Origin of the sequence: Pseudoalteromonas sp. CNAT2-18.1 (assembly GCF_022347865.1) — a bacterium.
GTDB lineage: Bacteria > Pseudomonadota > Gammaproteobacteria > Enterobacterales > Alteromonadaceae > Pseudoalteromonas > Pseudoalteromonas ruthenica.
Genome location: NZ_JAKRFR010000007.1, coordinates 152,334 through 170,819 on the forward strand (window position 1 = coordinate 152,334; position 18,486 = coordinate 170,819).

Annotated in this window: 13 protein-coding genes; 5 read left to right on the forward strand and 8 right to left on the reverse strand. The window is 49.0% G+C overall.

What is annotated here, in order from left to right; all coding sequences use genetic code 11:
• Positions 1–133 precede the first annotated feature (133 nt).
• On the reverse strand, positions 134–1,894 hold the full coding sequence (gene ycaO / locus MHM94_RS16335) for a 30S ribosomal protein S12 methylthiotransferase accessory factor YcaO (protein WP_026111117.1): 1,761 nt from the start codon (positions 1,892–1,894) through the stop codon (positions 134–136).
• A gap of 153 nt (positions 1,895–2,047) precedes the next feature.
• Between ycaO and MHM94_RS16340 the strand changes: the two genes are divergently transcribed.
• Complete coding sequence (locus MHM94_RS16340; protein WP_235419988.1) at positions 2,048–4,306, forward strand: penicillin acylase family protein; 2,259 nt, start codon at positions 2,048–2,050, stop codon at positions 4,304–4,306.
• On the opposite strand, the gene MHM94_RS16345 is transcribed toward MHM94_RS16340, so the two are convergent.
• Positions 4,303–5,397: a GGDEF domain-containing protein gene (locus tag MHM94_RS16345; protein WP_235419987.1), complete on the reverse strand. Its 1,095-nt coding sequence runs from the start codon at positions 5,395–5,397 to the stop codon at positions 4,303–4,305. The genes MHM94_RS16340 and MHM94_RS16345 overlap by 4 nt on opposite strands.
• Positions 5,398–5,624: 227 nt before the next feature.
• On the opposite strand from MHM94_RS16345, the gene MHM94_RS16350 reads away from it, so the two are divergent.
• The 3 genes from MHM94_RS16350 (at position 5,625) to MHM94_RS16360 (ending at position 8,278) form a co-directional block, all read left to right on the forward strand.
• On the forward strand, positions 5,625–6,497 hold the full coding sequence (locus MHM94_RS16350) for an MBL fold metallo-hydrolase (protein ID WP_022944990.1): 873 nt from the start codon (positions 5,625–5,627) through the stop codon (positions 6,495–6,497).
• An 80-nt stretch (positions 6,498–6,577) separates the two neighbouring features.
• Positions 6,578–7,504 carry a prohibitin family protein gene (locus MHM94_RS16355; RefSeq protein ID WP_022944991.1) on the forward strand — a complete coding sequence of 309 codons (927 nt, stop codon included), beginning with the start codon at positions 6,578–6,580 and terminating at the stop codon, positions 7,502–7,504.
• A gap of 39 nt (positions 7,505–7,543) precedes the next feature.
• Positions 7,544–8,278: an SDR family oxidoreductase gene (locus MHM94_RS16360; protein WP_235419986.1), complete on the forward strand. Its 735-nt coding sequence runs from the start codon at positions 7,544–7,546 to the stop codon at positions 8,276–8,278.
• A 5-nt stretch (positions 8,279–8,283) separates the two neighbouring features.
• Here MHM94_RS16360 and MHM94_RS16365 read toward each other — a convergent pair whose 3' ends face one another.
• The 6 genes from MHM94_RS16365 to MHM94_RS16390 all read right to left on the reverse strand — a co-directional run bounded on the left by MHM94_RS16365 (position 8,284) and on the right by MHM94_RS16390 (position 16,332).
• The gene (locus tag MHM94_RS16365) at positions 8,284–8,520 is read right to left on the reverse strand and encodes a hypothetical protein (protein WP_022944993.1); all 237 of its coding nucleotides are present in this window, start codon (positions 8,518–8,520) and stop codon (positions 8,284–8,286) included.
• The gene (locus tag MHM94_RS16370) at positions 8,517–10,124 is read right to left on the reverse strand and encodes a PepSY-associated TM helix domain-containing protein (protein WP_235419985.1); all 1,608 of its coding nucleotides are present in this window, start codon (positions 10,122–10,124) and stop codon (positions 8,517–8,519) included. The genes MHM94_RS16365 and MHM94_RS16370 overlap by 4 nt, the downstream gene beginning before the upstream one ends.
• Entirely contained in the window at positions 10,121–10,408 is a 288-nt protein-coding gene (locus MHM94_RS16375) for a hypothetical protein (protein WP_022944995.1), read from the reverse strand. Before MHM94_RS16375 ends, MHM94_RS16370 begins: the two co-directional genes overlap by 4 nt.
• Positions 10,409–10,455: 47 nt before the next feature.
• Positions 10,456–12,783, reverse strand: coding sequence for a TonB-dependent receptor (locus MHM94_RS16380; protein WP_235419984.1), 2,328 nt, complete (start codon positions 12,781–12,783; stop codon positions 10,456–10,458).
• Between the two features lie 183 nt (positions 12,784–12,966).
• Positions 12,967–14,181: a PepSY-associated TM helix domain-containing protein gene (locus MHM94_RS16385; RefSeq protein WP_235419983.1), complete on the reverse strand. Its 1,215-nt coding sequence runs from the start codon at positions 14,179–14,181 to the stop codon at positions 12,967–12,969.
• A gap of 9 nt (positions 14,182–14,190) precedes the next feature.
• Positions 14,191–16,332, reverse strand: coding sequence for a TonB-dependent siderophore receptor (locus MHM94_RS16390; protein ID WP_235419982.1), 2,142 nt, complete (start codon positions 16,330–16,332; stop codon positions 14,191–14,193).
• Positions 16,333–16,650: 318 nt separating this feature from the next.
• Between MHM94_RS16390 and MHM94_RS16395 the strand changes: the two genes are divergently transcribed.
• Positions 16,651–18,483 carry a fasciclin domain-containing protein gene (locus MHM94_RS16395; protein ID WP_235419981.1) on the forward strand — a complete coding sequence of 611 codons (1,833 nt, stop codon included), beginning with the start codon at positions 16,651–16,653 and terminating at the stop codon, positions 18,481–18,483.
• The last annotated feature ends 3 nt before the right edge of the window (positions 18,484–18,486 follow it).

Sequence of the window (18,486 nt, forward strand, 5' to 3'; positions counted from 1 at the left end):
TAGTCGATGGTTGAACAACACCTTAAACTATAGTGCAGTAGCGAGGCTTGTCTAATTAATATATCAGCTAAGGTGCTGATTTTTCGGGCATAGGAACAATGCGCCCAGGTTTTGGGCGCATCATCAAAAGAGTTTAGCTATCGCTTACTTGGCGATCCCAAAACTGCGCTTTTGCTCTGTGCAGTTTACGGTAGCCATCGAGTAGTGCGTGGTGCTTTTTGAAGCCCTCAAGTGCTAAGCCTGGGAAGCTAAGCCCGTGGAATTGTATCCGCGCTTCTGCTATTTCAATCGCGAGTTCAACATTGTCAGCACCAAACATCAGCGCCAATGAACTTTGATAAGTGCTGTACGCTCGTTGTTCGTCATATTTGATTTCCAAGACCGCTTTTAAGCAGCGGAAGAAGCGAATTCGCTCTGGGCTAATTTGATCGGTATGCAGAATCCACTCGACCCAATCAATGGCTTCCTCGCTTTGTGCGGCAAGGCATAGATGCGCTTTCAGCTCGCCGATGCGCAGTGTATGCCAAGGCGTGTCGGCATCAGTCACCACACCGATAAATTCGGCAGCGCGGATAATATCGCTATGTCCTGCTTCTTCTAAGCGGTCGTAGATTTCCAGCCATTGTTCGGCGTCGTATTGATCCAGTGACAGGAAGTCTTGGCGGAATTTAGCGCCTTCATTATTGTTGCGCCAGATGAGCTCATCCACAGGGTAAATATCGGATAAACCGGGTACCAAGATACGACAGGCGTACACGTTTAAGTGCGTGTAATCCATGATGTAGATGTCGTAGCCCATGTCGTGGATCAGATCCGTACAGAATTGGTACTCTTGTTCGGTGTTGCCGCTGAAATCCCAGTGCACAAAGTCAAAATCGGCTTGGTCACGGAAGAAGTCATAGGAGATCAGGCCGCTGGAGTCGATAAAATGTAATTCGATATTTTCTGCTGACGCTACTTCGTCGTTATCGAAAGTGGCGCATTGGAATACGTCAAGTTGGTCAAGGCGACGGCCTTGAAGAAGCTCAGTAACGGTACGCTCTAACGCCACTTCAAATGACGGGTGAGCACCGAATGAAGCGAACACCGAGCCATCAACTGGGTTGATTAGGGTCACACTCATAACCGGGTATTTACCGCCCAACGACGCATCGGCAATGCGTAAATGAAAACCATGGCTACGTAGCTCTTCACAGGCTTGGTGAATCTTCGGATATTGCTTAACCACTTCTTCAGGCACTTCGGGTAGGCAAATTCCTTCAGCGATAATTTGGTTTTTAATGGCGCGCTCAAACACTTCTGAAAGGCCTTGCACGCGAGCTTCATATTTGGTGTTACCGGCACTCATGCCGTTAGATACAAAGATGTTGCCGATGACATTGACGGGGATGTAGGCAATTTCTTCATCGCGCACACGGGTGTAAGGCAGCGCACAAATACCGCGCTCGGTATTGCCGGAGTTAAAGTCATAAAGGTGAGATGGAGTGAGTTCGCGCTCAGGGTCAAAATAGTCCCATAGCTGCTCATTCATCAAACCCTCTGGCACTTGTTCGCCATCAACAGCAAACCACTTTTCACTGGGGTAGTGGGTGAATTCGGCGTTCGCGAACTCTTCGCCTAAGTAAAAATCGGCGAAGAAGTAGTTGCAGCTTAAACGCTCAAAATACTCGCCTAGTGCCGACGCTAAACACGCTTTATCGGTAGCCCCTTTACCATTAGTGAACATCACCCCACAGTCTTTATCACGGATGTGGACCGAGTAGCAGTTAGCCACTGGGTTCAGCCACAAAGCCTCCTCCACATTGATATCTAATGCCACGAGTTTGTTTTGCATGGTAGAGATAGACGATTCTAAGTCTCTGTCTTTACCTTTGATAAAAGTCTGTTCAGTCATAATGTTCTCAATAAAGCGACACGCAGTTGATTGCGAAGAAATCTTACTATGGCCGTTATTATATCGGTAACTTGCCTTTAACACGAACAAAGCTTAAAAAATGTCATACACTAGCTGTGGGCAGAATAACAATAAACTCGATATGGACAGATTATGTTGATGTGGATTAAGCGCTTAGCGATAGCAGTCATTGTTTTGCTACTTCTGGTAACGGCACTCCTTTATGCCATTTTATATCTCAGTTTGCCAAGCCTAGATGGTCGCGGTCAAAGTCAGAGTATTGATAAAGTGGTGACGATAAAGCGCGATGCGCTAGGGCAAGCCATTGTCGATGCTCACTCAATGACCGATGCCGCATATGGGCTGGGTTTTGCCCATTCGCAAGACCGTTTCTTTCAAATGGATTTACTGCGGCGTAATGCGGCGGGCGAACTCAGTGCGCTTTTTGGTGAGGCCGCTTTGCCATTGGATAAGAAAATGCGTTTCCATCAACTGCGTCAACGCTCAAAGCGCATTTATGCTCAGCTTAAACCGGCACAACAGCAATTGCTTCAGCGTTATAGCCAAGGCGTGAATGATGCCCAGCAGGCGCAGAGTTTAAAAACCTTTGAATACTTGTTAGTGGGCGCCGATATTGAGCCTTGGCAGCCAGTCGACAGCTTATTAGTGATTTACAGCATGTACCTCGATTTACAAGCCGGTACTTTTGCCCGTGACATGGTGCTAGAGCGTATCGAGCAGCAGTTTGGTGCGCCAATGCGACAGTTTTTAACTCAGCCTTCATCCTATCAATCTGCGCTCGATAACAGCGAACTCTTGGCACCACAGATGACGATTCCATTGCTGCCGGCTTCAGCGCAGCATGCTCAGATACGGGAAATCATTCCTAGTTTGGAAGTGGGGAGCAACAATTGGGCTGTGTCGGGGGAGTTAACCACAAGCGGCCAACCTATGGTCGCCGATGACATGCATTTAGGCTTAGCGGTGCCCATTATTTGGTATCGTGCGCAGCTGAATTTTGCCGATACCCAAGTAACAGGCGTATCGTTACCGGGTGCGCCCGCCATTGTCGTTGGCAGTAATAACCACATTGCGTGGGGATTCACCAATGCCTACGTCGACACATCTGATTGGATTCGCCTTAGCGACGACGCTGATTTAGTCGAGGTGCAAGAGAGCATCGCCCTTGATGATGGCAGTGTGCATCAATATCGCTTACTCATGAGCGATTATGGCCCGGTGCGCGAAGTCGTTGGTCAGCGCTACGCGCTTAGTTGGGTGGGTCATTACGATTATGCCTTGAACCTTGATTTAGCTGAACTCGCCACCACCAAAACGGTCACCGAAGCCTTTCAGTTAGCGAATACAGCCGGTATGCCGGTGCAAAATCTAGTGGTTGTTGATGCCCAAGGCCAGCTAGGCTGGCAGCCCATGGGCGCTATTGCAGCACGCACTCAACCTAGTGATACCGCCATCACCGAGCAGCAATTTGAACAAGCTTGGTTTAGTAATGAGCCGCAGCGACCACGCGTGATGAACCCTAAACAGGGGCGCATTTGGACCGCCAATGCGCGTGTTATGTCAGCACAGCAGCATCAGCGCTTTGGTGATGGAGGCTATGCGCTAGGAGCGCGCCAGCAACAAATTCGCGACCGTCTCACTGCACGTGAACAGTTTGATGAGCAGGCATTCCTTGACCTGCAACTTGATAACGAAGCGCGCTTTTTAGGCAAATGGCAGGCGCTATTGGTGACGACTTTGCAGAGCGAACCTAAGTCCCCATACTTAGAGGCGGTTCGCAATTGGCGGGGCTGTGCATGCACTGATTCCATTGGCTATACCTTAGTTCGCTACTTCCGCAGCGCAGTGATGGACACCGTGTTTGCCGATATTGAGTCGGCGCTAGCACAAGAGTCTTTGTCTCTAGGGCCTATCAAACGCAACCTTGAGCCCGCCACCTGGCAGCTTTTGGCGCAGCCTCAGCGCTGGCAGTTGGGCGATAAACAGAGCTTACTGATACGCAGCTTCGAGCTCGCGATTCAGCGTTTGCGTGACAAATTTGGCGATGATATGCAGCAATGGCAATGGGGCAAAGTGAATGCGTTAGCGCTCAAGCATCCGTTTAGCAAACAGATACCGTTGCTGAGCTCATGGCTGGATATGCCAATTACCCCCGGGTTTGGTGATAGCTTTATGCCCGCAGTGCAGCGCCCAGAATTTGGCGCTTCACAGCGATTTATTGCGCAACCGGGGCGTTTGGAGCACGCTATTTTAGCCATTCCTGGTGGTCAATCGGCACATCCGTTGTCTTCGTTTTATCGGGCGGGTTATCAGCAGTTTGCTGAGCATCAAGCGACGTCTTTATTACCCGGTGAGCCTTTGCATCGCATTGAATTTCGGGCTGCTGATTAGGTGACTTGTGTCAGTGTCACTGGCGCTGACGCCGCTAAGGTCGTTTGGTCACGACCGTTGGATTTACTGCGATACAGAGCGTCATCAGCGACGTTGATAACGTCCTCCACGCTCTGCTGTGGTTGCCACTGGCTAAGACCAAAGCTCATAGTCAATGACAATTCGGGGCTTACCTGCCGTGCGTCCATGGTTTTGATGGCACTGCGGATAGATTCTATCCTTGCCGAGGCGGTATCAATATCAATATTGGGCAGGGCAATAATAAATTCTTCCCCTCCCCAGCGCGCGACAACATCGCTGGCGCGAGTGTGTTCAAGTAATGTTTGCGACAGTGCTACCAGCACTTTGTCACCGACTTCGTGGCCATATTGGTCGTTAATCTGCTTAAAATAATCGATATCGCCGATAGCGACACACATGGGTTGCTCTGCTGTGCTGCAGCGATTGTGTAACTTCAACATAAGCTCTTTGGCAAAGCGTCGATTATATAATCCGGTAAGAAAATCTTTGGCAGCCATATCTGCCAGCGTGGAGCGTTGTTCTAGGGTGATACGGCGGATCAGTGCAAGGGTATAAATCATCGGTACTCCGGCAACAAGAATGTTAGCGACCTCGATATAGCGTAAAAACTCACCATACGCATAGGGATAGGCAACACCGGAGAACAAAATGTATATGGCAGCAAATATAGCGATCAAGGTCAGGCTGAAGCCCACTGCACTACCCATTCGCATTTTATAATCAACCATTAAAATACATGAGACACTCCATAGATAAAACTGAAAGCCCGTTTCCGTGCCCATAAAGGCACAGGCGGCAATTGAATGTACCACTACCTCAACGCTGACCACCCTTAACCCCCAACTTTGTCGGTTATTTTTAATTAACCAAATCCCGAGTAGCCAGCTTAAGGTACTAAATATGTTCAAAATCGCTAAAGGAGTCGCGCCGATGACATAAAAGCCTGGGATCAGAGCAGCGTGAATCACGGCAGCGAAGATAGCAACGCGTACAATAATCTTAAACTTGAGCTCTTCAACCTGCTCAAAAATACCTTCAGCTGAGTGTGTATTGCTGGGTAGCTTCTGCAATGGACGACCTACTGCCGATGAAAAATCGTATGACTATTGAGTATAGTGCATAAGGGTAATTTTGTTAGGCTGGCAACTATATGATTTATATGGCTATTGATAGTTGTTAACAAGTCATTGGGTACTGTTACCGCCACAAAGTGACGCCGCCAAAAGCGCGAATATGAACTAAACTGCAGACAATTGCGTTCTCTACAGTAATAACAACACCATCAACAGGACAAACAATGAAATTACCCTCGTTATTTACAGCGGCAGCGGTGGCGACCACCATGAGCGTCTCACTTCAAGCTGAAGAAGTAGAAATAAAAACTCAGCAATTGAGCGAACACATTCATGTTCTTTTCGGTCAAGGAGGCAACATAGCCGCGCACGTAGGTAAAGATGGCACCTACATCATTGATGACCAATTTGCCAAGTTAGCCCCAAAAATAAAAGCAGCGCTGAAAAATCTCAACCCGAATGCGCCTGAGTTTGTGATCAATACCCATCACCATGGTGACCATACCGGCGGCAACGAAGTGTTTGCCCAATCTGGTGCCCATGTGATTGCCCACCACAATGTTCATAAGCGTTTGCAGCAAAAGCATGGTGAGGGTTCACAGTACTTACCCAAGCTAAGCTTTGGCCAAGACTTAACATTACATTTTAACGGCGAGCATGCTAGAGCGGTACACTTTGCCCATGCGCATACCGATGGCGATGCGGTGATTTTTTTCGATACCGCCAATGTCGTGCATATGGGCGATATCTACTTTAATTTAGGTAGCCTGCCTTTTGTTGATGTGGATAGCGGAGGCAGTGTGGACGGCATCTTAGCTGCGGTTGAGCAAGTGATGACACAAATAGATGACTCCACTCAGGTGATCCCAGGGCACGGGCCTATGAGCAATAAAGCAGGGCTGCAGAGATATTATCAGTTGCTCAGCAAAGCGAAATCACTGATGGTGGCTGCGATTGATGAGCATCAAGACCTCGAGTCAGTATTGGCGGCAGACCCACTCGGGGCGCTTGAGCTTGAATACGCCAACTGGTTACCCAAAGAGCGAGTAACCACCCTATTTTACCGTAGTTTAACCATTGAGAATCATGGGCATTAATATGAATGCTTAGTTAACAAATGTGAATGGTTAATTTATACTCGTTGTTCCTACAGTGAAGTAATTAAGGAACAACGAGGATGAACGATAATAACCTACCTGATTTAACCGCCTCGGTAGGCAAGAAAAAAGGACTTATCATTTCTGTCATTGCCATGGTGTTAGCCGTATTTTTGGTAATGAGTGCGATGTACACCGTTGATGAAGGCCATGTTGGCATCATTAAACGCTTTGGCGAAGCCACCGAACAAGTGAATCCGGGGCTACACACCAAAATACCTTTCGTCGATAGTGTCGAGATGTTAGAAATCCGCACACGCAAAAACGTAGAAAAGCTGCGTGCGGCTACTCACGAGCAAATGCCCTTAACCGCTGAAGTGAGTATCAACTGGACAGTGATCCGCACCGAAGCTTTTGATCTTTTTAAAAGCTATGGCGGGTTGACCCAGTTCGAAAATCGTATCTTGGACCCGAAGCTTCGCTCGGCAACAAAAGATGCGCTGGCGCGTTACAAAGCAGAAGAGCTGATTCAAAACCGCTCGCAAGTTATCGCCCGTATTGAGGAGCTGTTACTTGATGAAATGAAAGCTTATCCGGTGAAGTTAGACTCGGCGCAAATCGAAGACTTGGTATTGCCGCAAAAATACATCCAATCTATCGAGACCAAGCAAACAGAAAAGAACCTTGCGGCGGCTGAAAAGCACCGTCTAGAGCGCCAGAAGCTTGAGGCTCAGCGTGAAGTAAATACCGCAATGGCTCAACGTGATGCCGCAAAAGCAAAAGCAGACGGTAAAGCCTATTCGATTAAAATCGAGGCGCAGGCCGAAGCGGAAGCAATTAAACTAAAAGGTTTAGCGGAAGCTGAAGCGATGCAGAAGAAAGCTGAAGCCATTAAGAATAATGCTACCCTAGTTGAGTACATGCGTGCACAGCAATGGAATGGTCAGATGCCGACTACGGTTATGGGCTCAGACCAAGGTATTCTTTGGAATATGAAAGAAAAATAAGAGAAGCGGCGTTAGCCGCTTTTTTTGTGCAGTTAAGTTATGAATAAACATACCGTACTGGTCACCGGCGCAAGTCGAGGCATTGGCGCAGCAACAGCCCGGTTGTTGGCTGAGCAAGGTTATCAAGTCGTCATTAACTACCTGAATAATCATCGCGCCGCGCATGCACTCGTAGCAGAGATTGAACAAGGTGGTGGCGTAGCGCTCGCCGTGGCTGGCGACGTCAGCCAAGAATCAGAGGTAGAGCGTCTCTTTGCGACCATTGATGAGCATTGCGGCGGCCTTACTCATTTGGTGAATAATGTTGGCATCTTGGCAGCGCAAACCTCGCTGGCAGGGCTCAATGCTCAGCGCATCAATCGCATTTTGAGCGTGAACGTAACCAGTGCCTTCTTATGTGCTCAAGCAGCATTGCTACGTATGCCTGATAACGGCGCTATCGTTAATGTGTCTTCAGCTGCAGCGCGCACGGGTGCGCCCTTTGAGTATCTTGATTACGCAGCATCAAAAGGAGCCATGGATAGCTTCACTATCGGCTTGGCAAAAGAGGTTGCTGCGCGAGGCATCCGCGTCAATGGTGTGCGCCCGGGCGTGATTGCCACTGATATTCATGGCGACGGCGGGGAACCAGAGCGTGTGCATCGTCTTGGGCCGCAGTTACCCTTAGGCCGTTGTGGGTATGCTCACGAAGTAGCACAAGCCATTGCCTGGCTACTCGGTGAACAAGCAAGTTTTACCACTGGCACTTTTATTGAGGTCAGTGGTGGCGCTTGAGGCCGTTATTGCTGGTCAGGCTTGCCTAAGCTCAAGGCGATAACTATCCCTGCTAATAAGGCACTAGCAATGAAAGTGAAAGCGCCGCCGATAACGCCGTAGACATAAACAAACCCCCAAGCTGCTAAGCCATAACCAAGCACCGAGCTCAGCACAGTGAGTGGGGTTTTAGGGTGTTTACGCACTAACCCGGTGGCGGCCAACAGTAGCATCGAGACACACACGAGTATTATTAGCTTCATACTTGTTGCTCCTGATTAACAAGCTGCGACTGAGTTGCAGCGCCTTTATAGAGGCGTCTAAGGGCGTAGTAGCAACCCAAGCCAATAGCAAAAAAGCCGATATCAACACTACTTACCAATAAGCTGCCAGCATTAAACACGTGGTTTTCAGAGAGTAAAACGTTAAGCGGTAGCACCAACAACGCTAAGCTGCCTATGCATGCTAATGTCGCTTGGAAATAGCGATGATAATGCCAAGGTAATGCGCCCAGCAGTAACCAGAGCAACCATGAATAGAAAAACAGCGGGCCGATAACGGCATTGTGCGCGGTGGGTGGAACATAGGCATTGATGAGCACTTGCGCCGGAAATAGTAACATACAGGCCAGTGCTAAGCCGCCACAGCTGCCAATGATAAAGCGATTCCAGCGCTGATAAGCTTTGTGGCTTAAGCTCGGGTTGTTGCCTCGAGCGCGTTTACTTAACCACATCATGATCCCTGACAGTGGCAATAGTGCTGTGGTTAAGCCCAGTGCAGTCCACACGAGCTTGATAAAAATCCCACCGAAATTACCAAAGTGCAAGGGAAACAATAGCTCTAACACTTTGATGGACACGCCGGGGATATCGCCAAAGCTACTCATTGATTTTATGTACTCGCCATCGCCGTGATAATGCAGTAACTGCGAGGCCACCGACTCCCCGCCAAGCAAACGTAGATAGACTTCGCTGTTGGCATCGTTATGCGCCATAATCGTGGCATCAAGAATATGGGCATCGGCGAAGCGCTGCTCGGCATCAGCAAGAATATCGGCCAGTTGGGTCGGTTGATACTGATGGCTAATGACTGGCTCAGGAATAGCGGTAAATGTTTCCACCAGCTTATCTTGATCGCCGCCAAAGTTAACCAAAGCGGCGGCTGGCAATAAAATAACCGTGGCTAGGCCAAGGAATGCCCCGGTAAAACCAATCACGCCATGAAAGAGACTTCCCCAAATCCCCATGATTTTGTGCCCGTCACTTACCCACACACTGGTCCCTTTATGGCGGCGAAAGGTAAACAGTTGCCGCAAAAACTGACGGTGGATAAACAGCCCGGTGAGCGTCGACACCAACAGCGTCAAACCTAGCACCCCTGTGAGTATTAGCCCAATCGGTCGGCCGAGATGTAAGTCGGCATGAAAGTGGCCAATAAAGCTGGCAGCATCTGTTTTGCGTTCAGCATAGAAGGTTTGGCTCGGACCATAGTAAGTCGATTGCAACGCCAAAGTGTTGGGGTGAAATTGAAAAACGTGCGCCACAGCCTGGTCGTAATTGTCATCACCATGATGCGATTCAAATAACAAGGTCAGTAAATGAGTGTTATGGCCGCTAGGCAGATACACATGAATATTTTCACCGAATGGTGCGGGTACTTGCTCATGGTATTGGTTCACAAGCTCAGTGATTGCTTGCGCTGGTATTTTTGGAGCCTGCTGAATTTCGGGGTTCGCCCATATTTTCAGCTCAGGGCGACTCAATACCGCAATAGCACCACTAAAGGCGACAATAAATAGCAATACAGCGGTAATAACTCCCACCCAACTATGGATATTAAAGAGCTTCTTGATGGTTAATGATTTCATCCTGTTGCTCCTGTTAGGGCGATAAAACTCAATACGCCATGAATAACTATCAGCAGTACCATTACTGCCAACGGATGCCATGCCTTTTCCGCCATATATGCGTACATAAATAGCGCTGTCCAAATAAGCGGAAACAGCATAATTGGCATGAGAATTTGCTCGCTCATGGCAAAAGGTAAATAGGTTGTCATGCCCGGAATAATCACTACCGAGGTGAGCAGTGCCAACACGCAGGCAAGAAAGTGCCGACGCTTGGTGGCACTGAAGGTGCGTTTTTTTGTCATATTATTGCCCCTTGAGCGCGGCGCTGGGCCGCGCGATGAATGCCTAACTAAAATTGTGCTTCGAAGCGCACACTGAAGGTGCGCGGAGCGCCTAAGGTTTGGTTGCCAAGTCCCGCTGGGGCTAACACAACATATTGCTCATCAAGCGCATTTTGCACTAAGGCATACACACCATAATGCTGCCATTGGTAGCCGACACGGGCATTGACCAGCCAGTGGGCGTCATTGCGTGGGTCTAACCCCTGCTCTAAGGGTGTGGATAGGCGTTGGGAGCTGCCGGTGTAGCTGGCATTCACATTGGCGACCCAACCTTGATGAGAGAAATAATCAACTCCCATTAGCGCAGTCCATTGCGGCGCACCGGCGAATTCGCGTCCGCTGTAATTGGTCTCAATGCCATTAAAGAGTTGCACGAAGTCGTCAAACTCTGTTTGCGAATAACCAATACCGCCATAGAAGCGAGTGCTTGGGTTGAGCGAGTAACTTAATTCGGTTTCAAAACCTTGGACATGGGACGCGCCAACGTTGCGAACCTCACGATCATATTGGTTACTGGATAGATAGACATCAACTTGCTGGTCTTCCCAGTCCAAATAAAAGAGGTTGGCGTTGAGTACTAATGCGTCGTCAAGCCATACGGAACGCATTGCTAACTCGTAGTTCCAAGTGTATTCAGGGTCGAACGTAAAGGGCGTCGACTGGGCGATATTAGTGCCCACACCACCTGAGCGATAACCGCGTTGCACTGTAAAACTAGATGATACGTCGTCATTGAAGCGATACGTAGCGCCCACTTTGGGCAGCCAAGCATCAAAGTCAGCGTCTTCAACAGGCTCGTCGCCTGAGGCGTCGGCGGCCATCGCGTATAATTGCTGATTAATGCCGCCAATCAGTTGTGCCAGCATGGGATCAAACGCATAGTCACTGGGTTGTGGTAGCGCTTGCTCGGTGCGTGCACTGATACTGATATCGGTGGTGTTGCCGTTTTCCTGTTGTTCGCGGTCATAGCGTAGGCCAACGAATACGTCCCAGTGGTTGTTTAGCTCATAGGTAAAATCAGCGAACAAGGCGGTGGTGGTGATCCCTTGCACATAATGGGCTGACTGGCTAATAAACAAGGGGTCAGCGCCACGGTATAATTGCAGAACTTGTTCGGCTAACACAGCGGGTAGTCCCAGCCCGCCAAACTCAGGGGGGGCTGTCAGTAACGTGCGTACACCCAGCTGCTCAAAGGTGACACCACGCTCGCCACTGCTGATGTCATTAACATCAACATCGGAATAGTAAAGCCCGATCAACCCACTGAGGCGTTCACCATCATAGGTTAAGCGCAGTTCTTGAGAAGTGGTTTTGTCTTCGCGGCGATCGGTGAGTGTTGATTGCGGTCCAACCATCGACGCATCGCCATCCCATTCATAGCCATACTTTGAGTTAGAGTAAGTAGTGATTGCAGTGAGGCGCCAAAAATCACTAAGGTCGTACTGCATATTGAGCGCGTACATGTCGGTATCGGTAAACTCAAAGGTTGGTGAGTCGAGATAAACGTAACGATCAGCAAAGATATCGTTAATCGGATAAGCCGTATTACCGCTTTGTGTCGCTACCCATTCGATGCCTTTTTCGTTTTCGCTGTGCATAAAGCTCAGTTGTGCTTCAAACTGGGGTAAGGCTGTCGGCGTATAGCGTAGCTTAGCGCGATAGAATTCATTGTCGTCAAAGTCCGACTCTTCACCGGTAGCCACATTGGTGTTGTAACCATCGCTATCGCGTTTTTCAGCACTGAGACGAAATGCCAGTTCATCCTCAACCAGGCCACCTCCAAGAGCAATAGCGGCTTCTTGAGCACCGTATTCGCCCATGCCCAGGCGAGCTTTCAAACTGTATTCTTGCTCTGCATCGCGAGTATTCATGACCACCGCGCCTGCTAATGCATTACGGCCTTGCAGGGTCGATTGCGGGCCTCGAAGAACCTCCACCTGGCTGATGTCCCAAGTAGAAAAGCCGCCTTGTTGCATCATTCTGTACGGCACAGGCGCGCCATCGATATACACACTGGCTAAACCGCCAGAACCGCCGCCGGTAACATTAAACGCATCAATGCCACGAATATTAAAGCCTGCACCGTCAGTTCCAGATACGTTGGGGGTACGAGCAAGGACATCATAGAAGGTATTGAGATTCTCACGCTCTACCGTTTGCTCTGTTATTACGGCAACGCTGGTGGAGGTTTCTTGTAGACCGCGATCAATTTTTTGACCACTGACAATAATCTTTTCGATATCCTGAACATCGGCGTGAACGGTTAAGCTGTTTGCTGCACATAACGCCAAAGTAATAGCACTGGCTAAGGGAGCGAGAGCGGGAGAGGACTTCATAATAATTCCCTGTATGAAAAATGAAAATCGTTCGCATTATAGATCTGTTGTGTAAGTACAAACAATAATCATTTGTTCATTTTTTGCTAATAAAGCTGATTAATCGCTAATTTTCTACTTTCAACTCAATAGCTAAGGGATTAATTGTTATTTTTAGAGTGGTAGCACTATTGCAACACCCTCTTACGTCTCAACGCCGAGCACTGGCGAAAATAACTGCGCCGGAACGTCGCGCACACTAAATGACATACTCGTGGCAACCACCGAGGCAAGCACTAACGCAATAGCGATAACGCCGGATACCCCTAGCCAGCGAATAGCAGAGGTTTTACGTCGCACTCGTAACCAGCCCATCACCACTCCAGCACCGCTCACAAAGGTCATCAGCGCGCCAAAGAACGCCCAAATGAGCTTAGTGCCGAGGCCGGCAAAGTTACCAAAGTGCAATGGATCGGCGGTGTCTTTTAGGCGCGGTACTAAGGGCAGCTGCTCGCCTTTTTGAATGCCTAATATGGCTCCTGTTGCCGGGTGCAAATAGACCTTATTGGCGCGTAGACGCAGCAGTATATCGTCGTTGTAACCGCGAATTTGGATAGCTTGATGACTGTGTTGTGGGTAGCTGATATAGCGAATATCCAAACTTGGGAAGGCCTGCTTCGCTGCCTGATAAGCGGCACTCAAAGTGAGCGGCGGGCGTGAGCTCTTTTCATTTTGATTGGCCAATTGGGTCACTGCTGGCGGCGGTGCAACATAATGATCTATCTTCGCCGTTTGTAGGCCGTGTTCAACTAAATACCATAACCCCGTTAGTGCCATCACCAAGATAAACCAGTAGCTCCACAGGCCGAGGAGTTTATGCCAATCGGACCAGCTATTGCGCTTGCTAAGTGTGAGAGCAGCGGGGCGCTTCAAGAAGTGACGCCACCACTGACGGTATACGTAAAGGCTGGACACCAGCAACACCACTAACAGTAAGCTTAAGCTGGTGATGATCAGCTTCCCCGTCCAGCCCATGGATAGGGTCATATGCCAGTTACGCAAGAATCGTGAGATACGCGCCCACGGCCCCTCTCCGAGTAATGCACCGGTGGCACCATCCACATACACGAAGCGAAAAGACCCTTGTATTTTTAACTGAACTTCAGTGGCGAGATAGTCTTGTTTATGGCGAGCTAGATACATCACCTGAGCACCGGGATAATGCGTATTCAAGGTGCGTTCAATGGCGGCAAAATCGGTGTCGCCACTGTCACTGATAGCGCGAAACTGACTATCACTCAGGTACTCAAGCTCGTGACTGAGCGTTGCCAAAGTACCCGATAAACAAGTCACAAAAAGCAGGGCGCCAACAAACAGCCCTGCCCATGAGTGCACATTAAACCACTGCCTAGCGCTCACTGGTATTCCTTAAAAACGATACTTGGCGCTCACATAAATGCGACGAGGCTCGCCAGGGAAGTGCCCTGTACGGGTAATAAAGCCGCTGGATGCATACTCTTTGTCGAAGAGGTTTTTAACCGAGAGCTGCCATTGCCAGTTTTGATACTGGGTTTGCCATGCCATATTGTAAATGGTGTAAGGCTTCACCGGCAATCCACCTAGGCTCATTTGCTCGTCGACATAGTCTAAACCTGCGGAAATTGATGAGTTAAGCTGTGGCAGTTCATAGCGAGTCCAGACTCCCAGCGTGTTTTGTGGCGCATTAGCAAACTTGTCGCTGTCGGGAATTTGGTTGCGAATGCTATCACTGGATTCGGTGATTCGTGTGTCGTTGTATGCATAGCTTGCGGTGATCACCCAACGCTCGGTAATATCTCCCACCACTTCCAGCTCAATCCCCTTACTTTGCACTTCTCCCAAGGCCACCAGATCATCGGTGCCATCATTGCCAATATCACCGAGCAAGCTGGGCTGTAAAATATTCTCGCGAACAATATCGTAGGTGGCGATGTTCACCGCGAGGCTGTCATCGAAAAGCTTAGTTCTTAGTCCTAACTCATTGATACGGCTGTGTTCTGGGTCAAACGGGCCACCAGCTGCAGGGTCTTGATTGCTCGCGCTTTGCGGCACAAATCCGGTACCGTGCAAGGCATAAGGGAAGAACATGTCATTGATGTTATAGCTGGTGCCGAGACGATAAGTTATATCGCTGTCGGAGAACTCGGTGTGATTAAGCTCATCACGGTCTTCAAAGTGATCGTAACGTAGCCCTGCAGTCACACTCCATTGGTCGGTTAAGTCGACTTGGTCTTGTGCATAGACCCCCCAACGCGTCAGCGTAGTCGCGCTCAAGCGAGAGGCAATGGCGTCCATGTTATAGTCGGCGCGTGAAGTCAGGCCATACTCAGGGTTGTGTAGGTCGAGCCCGGGCACGGGGCCGCCTTTACTTTGTTGCCGTGCAGTACGGTAGTCGCCAGCGAAGTCATGCTTATACCAATCACTACCAAGCAGTATTTGATGCTGCGTATCGCCAAGTTGCAACTCAGCAATAGCGTTGGCTGTTAGACTAAAACCTTCATTTTCGCGTATTTGATCACGAAATTCGCGATGGCTCCAGTCAGCCACGCCGTCGTTGTCAGTATCGACTAGGCCGCGAGGCTCATGGTAATTCTGTAGTTCCTCGTTGTCGAAGTAACGTGCGATGATATCCATTCGCCAAGTATCATTTAGGTCATGTTTTATAATGGCTTGATAAACATGGGCCTCAACGTTTTGAAAATCAGTCGCTTCGTTGTGATTCCAACTAATATCGGTGACGAAGTTACCTTGTTCGTCTACAGGAACGCCACGCAAGCGTGCGCCTCCTAGCTCTTGTTCTATATAGGTATACTGTAGCGTCAGCTCGGTATCGTGAGTGGCCAGCCAGGTATAGCCCAGATCGACAATGGTGTTGTCGGTGGTGGTGTTGGCGCGAAAGGGCTCTTCGCTATCACGGTATAGACCAACGCGATAGGCATGAGCGTCGGAGTCACTGATGGCGCCGGTGCTTTCAAACGCTCCGCTAAGATAATCATCATTACCTACCTCTAGTTCTACCGTGGTTTGCTCACTAAACTGCGGCTTTTTAGTCACATAGTTGATAATGCCGCCTGGGTTACCACTGCCATACACTGCGCCAGCTGGCCCTTTGAGCACGGCGACTTGTTCAATATTAAATAGCTGGGGAACGGCAAAACCATTAAATGGGTCGCCCTTTACACCATCATAGAGAATTTCGTCTTGGCGAAAGCCGCGAAAGGTCACCCCTGAATAACTAAACGCATTAACGCCGGCGATATTGCTGTATAAATCGGTGATCTGCCGTGCAGCTTGATCGCTTATTAATGCTTGTGGCAGTACCTGAATCGACTGTGGAATTTCTTCCAAAGGCGTATTGGTGCGGGTACCGAAACTTGACTCTGTTGGCCGATAAAGAGAAAACGCGCGACCAACTACCTCAATTTTCTCTATGGTATCGTTATTCGCTTGATCTTGCTCGGTGGCCGTATTGGCAAGAGTAAGAGCCGGTAAAGAGCTAATTACAGCTAAGAAAATGGAACAGTAGCGCATAGTTATTGTAGTAAGTAAAACTGAAAACAGAACTTAAGTATAATGAAAATAATTATCACTTACAATGTGGTTGTATAAGGCTTATATAAAATTGAGCAATAGTTAGGAGCACTCTCGATGCTTTATCTTTGCTCTGAAAGCGATAAAAATCTCAATTTATTTAGATAGTTACTATGTGGTTGTGATAGAGAGAATCACCGTTGTTTGTTGATGATGTAGGCGCAGCTTGTATAAATAAAGTAACACTTTATTGATCTTTTATTATCGTTACCGACGTAGTTGAGTTTGCTGTCTCACTTAAAAAAAAGGAAAGCAAACGTGAAAGACTATCTGAAATTAACGCTTATAGCAGGTTTGTTGGCGCTTACTACTGCTTGTAGCGATGATGATGACAACGATACTGCTGTCGTCGAACCGCCCGAAGCGCCCATTACTACAGTGGTTGATGTTGCCGCTGCGTCTGAGGATTTTGAAACCCTGACCGCTGCACTTCAGGCCACCGGGCTAGACGCCACTCTCAGCGACACTGACAGTCAATTTACAGTATTCGCACCCACTGATGACGCTTTTGCCTTGCTTGGGCAAGAAACCATTGATGCCTTGCTTGAGGACCCTGATACCCTCTCGGCGATTCTCACTTATCATGTTTTGGACTCTCGGATCAGCTCAAGTGCCGCAATTGATGCCGCAGGCTCAACTATTGCGACAGTCAATGGTGCAGCATTGGGCTTGTCTTTATCTGGCGACGAGCTATTGGTCAACACGGCAACCGTGACCACCACGGATATTAGCGCCAACAACGGCGTGATCCATGTGATTGATGCGGTATTGACGCCGCCACAATCGCAACCGCAGCAGCCAACGATGAATATTATTGAAACAGCGGTTGCTAGCGACGACTTCACCACCTTAGCGGCGGCCCTTGAAGCGACTAATTTGGTCGCAACCTTGAGTGACGAATCGCAGGAGTTCACTGTTTTTGCTCCGACTGATGCGGCTTTTGCGGCATTAGGGCAAGCCACCATCGACACGTTACTGGCCAACCCTGAAGTGCTCAAAGAGATTTTGTTGCAGCATGTTGTCAGTGGCTCGGTAGACTCAATCACGGCATTTTCTTTGAATGGCCAACAAGCACAGACGGTATCAGGCAATCAGATAGATATAACCATTGATGGCGAAAACGACACGCTAAAATTTGGTGATGCCACAGTGACCATGACAGACATCCAAACTACTAACGGTATTATCCATGTGCTCGATACTGTTGTTGTTGGTGAAGTTCAAGTTCCGGCACCAGCACAATCTGTGGTCGATGTCGCCGTCGGTAATGGCAACTTCAGCACTTTGGTGGCGGCTTTGCAAACCACTGGGCTGGATACCACGTTAGCCGATTTAGAGCGTGAATTTACCGTTTTTGCCCCGACCGATGCGGCCTTTGAGCAGCTTGACCAAGCTACTGTCGATGCGCTATTTGCCGACGCTGAAGCGCTATCAGATTTGTTGCTTTATCACGTACTTCCTGATGCCACAGTACAATCAGACGCGGCCATTGCTGTGGCTAACTCAGAGCAGCCGATGATCACCATGGCCAATGGCGATACAGCGACGTTATCGCTGCAAAATGACATGTTGTACATTGACAATGCGCAGGTAACCACCGCCAATGTGGCTGCTGACAACGGTGTTATTCATGTGATTGACAGCGTGCTAATGCCGCCTAGTGAGCAGTCAATCGTGGATGTTGCCGTAGCCGATGGTAATTTCACAACCCTAGTCAGTGCGTTGCAAGAGGCTGGGCTTGAGCAAACCTTGGCAGACTTAGAGCGCGAGTTTACGGTGTTTGCTCCTACCGATGCGGCGTTTGATAAGCTTGACCAAGCGACCTTAGATGCGCTGTTAGCCGATCCTGAAGCGCTTACAAATGTACTTTTATATCATGTAGTTGCTGATGCTACGGTGAGCTCTGATGCGGCCATTGATATCGCTAATTCAGACAACCCAATGGTCACCATGGCCAACGGTGATATGAGCACTTTGTCACTGCAAGATGGAGCGCTGTATATCGACGAGTCGGTGGTGAGCTCGGCGGATTTGGCAAGTGACAATGGCGTCATCCACGTCATCGACACCGTTTTGATGCCCATGCAATAAGTA